Raw genomic sequence first — 2,840 nt, forward strand, 5'->3', positions numbered from 1 at the left:
GCGAGGATGGCCACGGCATAGGCTCCCAGCCCACAGGCGAGACCGACCGCGCCGGCCAGCCACATCCCGGCGCCCGTCGTCAGCCCCTTGACGCCCCCGCGCGCCCGGATAATCGTTCCGGCTGCGAGAAAGGCGACGCCGGCCGTGACCGCTTCGATGATGCGGACCGGATCAGTCGTGACGCCACCGGTTTCGCCCCGCGTCTGCTGGATGATCTCGAAGGTCAGAACGGCGAAGGTCGCCGCCGCCAGCGAAATCAGCATATGCGTGCGCAATCCCGCCGGGCGGGAGCGGTATTCCCGATCGAGCCCGATCAGCAATCCCAGAGCCGCAGCCGCGAGCAAGCGCACCGCGATGGTGATGAAACCCGTCTGCGGCATCAGCGCCGACAAGCCGCCCTGTTCCATGGAAACTCCTTTCACCAGAGTAGCAACGGCTGTTGCGCGGACATCGTTCCGGCGATGGGGCCCGAATTCGTGCGATGCGGGGTATCGCCGGGCGGGGAAGGTGCCTTGCCGAATTTTCGTCTGAGCGAGACACCATGCAGCATTCAAATTGTATTCACACAATAAAATTGTTTAGAATCATTATACGAAGCGTATTTCCAGATTAGAATGAATATAAAATTCGACTTTTACTACAAAATTATTTGACGACCGCTATCTTTTTGCGTACCCGTCACGCGTCGCATTCGTTCGAAGGCTCTCGCTCAAACCGTGTCGTCTTGAATTGAATGCCGCTGAATTTGAACCTTCGAGTCAAGGGAGAAAACACATGTTGCGGCTTTCTGCTGCCTCTGTACTGGCCATCACAATGGCCTTTCCGGCATTCGCCGATGAGTTGAACCTCTATTCGGCGCGCCATTACGACACCGATCTGCAGCTCTATGATGCATTCACGGAACAGACCGGCATCGAGATCAACCTGATCGAAGGTTCCGGTGACGAGTTGCTGGCGCGCATCCAGGCCGAGGGGGCCAACAGCCCGGCAGATATTCTGTTGACGGTCGATGGCGGACGCCTGCAGCGTGCCGTCGATGCCGGCATCTTCCAGCCGGTCGAGAGTGATGTTCTCACCGAGCGCGTTCCGGAAGCCCTGCGCCACCCGGACAATCTCTGGTTCGGACTGTCGACGCGCGCGCGCGTGATTTTCTACAATGCTGAAAAGGGGCTGCCCGAGGGCATCTCGGATTACGAGGATCTTGCCGATCCCGCCTATGAAGGCATGATCTGCATGCGCACATCCTCGAACATCTACATGGTGTCGCTGATGGCCGAGATCATCGAGACCCTTGGTGAAGAGGCGGCTGAAGAATGGGCGCGCGGCGTCGGCAACAATCTCGCACGCGCGCCGCAGGGCGGTGATACGGATCAGATTCGCGCCGTCGCGGCGGGCGAGTGTGATCTGGCGATCGCCAATACCTATTACTGGGGTCGCCTGAAGGCCTCGGCGAATCCGGAAGACAACGCCGTTGCCGATGCCACGGCCTTCATCTTCCCCAACCAGGACAACCGCGGCACGCATATCAACGTCTCTGGCGCGGGTGTGCTGACCACGGCCCCGAATGCCGAAAACGCGGTTGCGTTCCTCGAGTATCTGGTCTCCGACGAGGCGCAGATCATCCTCGCCGACGGCAACAACGAATATCCGGTGGTCGAGGGCCTCGAGCCGACAGGCCCGATGTCCGAGCATACCGACTTCGAGTCGAGCGGTGTCAATGCGTCGGTCTACGGAATCAACGCCGCTGACGCAGTCGCCGTGTGGGACCGCGCCGGGGTTCCGTGAGGAGTTGCGTGCCCGGCGGTGAAGCGCCGGGCATCGCCATGCGTGTCCGGGCGCAAGGCATCCTGCAGGAGCAGGGCGTCTTGCGCCCGCATGCGTTCCGGTGACCGGGACCCATGCCACGGGTGCAGCCCCATTGCGATACTCTCTCATCAAGGCGACAGGACGCATGGACACGCAGGCACGACAGTCCTATCAGTCCGCACTCGGCATGCGGGACACGGGCATGAAGCAGAGGACGGCATTGCAACAGGGGTCGGAACACGGTCTTCGGAAACGAAGGCGCGTGGCGCTTCCCTCGATCTGGACGCTGCTCGCTTTCATCGTCATTGGCGTCATTCTCCTGCCTGTGGTGACCGTCGCGAGCCGCGTCTTCGTGCCGTCAGAAGGCGTCTGGGCGCATCTCTTCGATACGGTCCTGCCGCTCTATGTGCAGAACAGCCTGATTCTGGTCACCGGCGTGACCCTGCTGGCGATCATGATCGGGGTGACCACGGGATGGCTGATCGCCGCCTACGAATTTCCCGGGCGCAGGGTGCTCGAATGGGCACTGATGCTGCCGCTGGCAATGCCCGGCTACGTGATCGCCTATGTCTATTTCGATCGGCTGAGCTATTGGGGGCCGATCCAGAGCGGGTTGCGCAGCGTGTTCGGTTGGGGGCGCGCGGATTACTGGTTTCCGCAGATCGCCTCGCTGCCCGGCGCAATGGTCCTGCTGGCCCTCGTTCTCTACCCCTACGTCTATCTGCTGTCGCGAGCGGCCTTTCTCGGCCAGTCATTGCATCTCATGGAAACGGCGCGGTCGCTCGGCCAGGGCCGCGTTGCCGCGTTCAGGCGGGTGGCACTGCCATTGGCCTGGCCGGCAATCGCCGCCGGTGCCGCCTTCGTCGCGATGGAAACGCTCGCTGATTACGGCACCGTGCTGCATCTGGGCGTCCAGACCTTGACGACGGGCATCTTCCGGACATGGTTTGCGCGCGGTGCGCCGGTTGCGGCGGCCCAGCTCGCGGCCCTGCTCGTCTGCTTCGTGGCCGTGGCCTTTCTCGTCGAGCGGATGG

The 2,840-nt window shown here is 62.0% G+C and carries 3 protein-coding genes; 2 read left to right on the forward strand and 1 reads right to left on the reverse strand.

All coding sequences use genetic code 11. The features are described 5' to 3' along the window. Positions 1-407: MgtC/SapB family protein (locus VKP01_RS09150; protein ID WP_324411843.1), on the reverse strand; the 407-nt coding region annotated here is incomplete at its 3' end. Between the two features lie 367 nt (positions 408-774). Here VKP01_RS09150 and VKP01_RS09155 point away from each other — a divergent pair. Both VKP01_RS09155 and VKP01_RS09160 read left to right on the forward strand, forming a co-directional pair. Further along, positions 775-1,785, forward strand: a complete 1,011-nt coding sequence (locus tag VKP01_RS09155; protein WP_324411844.1) for a Fe(3+) ABC transporter substrate-binding protein — start codon at positions 775-777, stop codon at positions 1,783-1,785. 283 nt (positions 1,786-2,068) lie between these two features. Further along, positions 2,069-2,840, forward strand: a 772-nt coding sequence (locus VKP01_RS09160; RefSeq protein WP_324411845.1) for an ABC transporter permease, incomplete at its 3' end; no start/stop codon positions are given.

It is taken from the genome of Saliniramus sp. (genome assembly GCF_035311605.1).
Taxonomy (GTDB): domain Bacteria; phylum Pseudomonadota; class Alphaproteobacteria; order Rhizobiales; family Beijerinckiaceae; genus Saliniramus.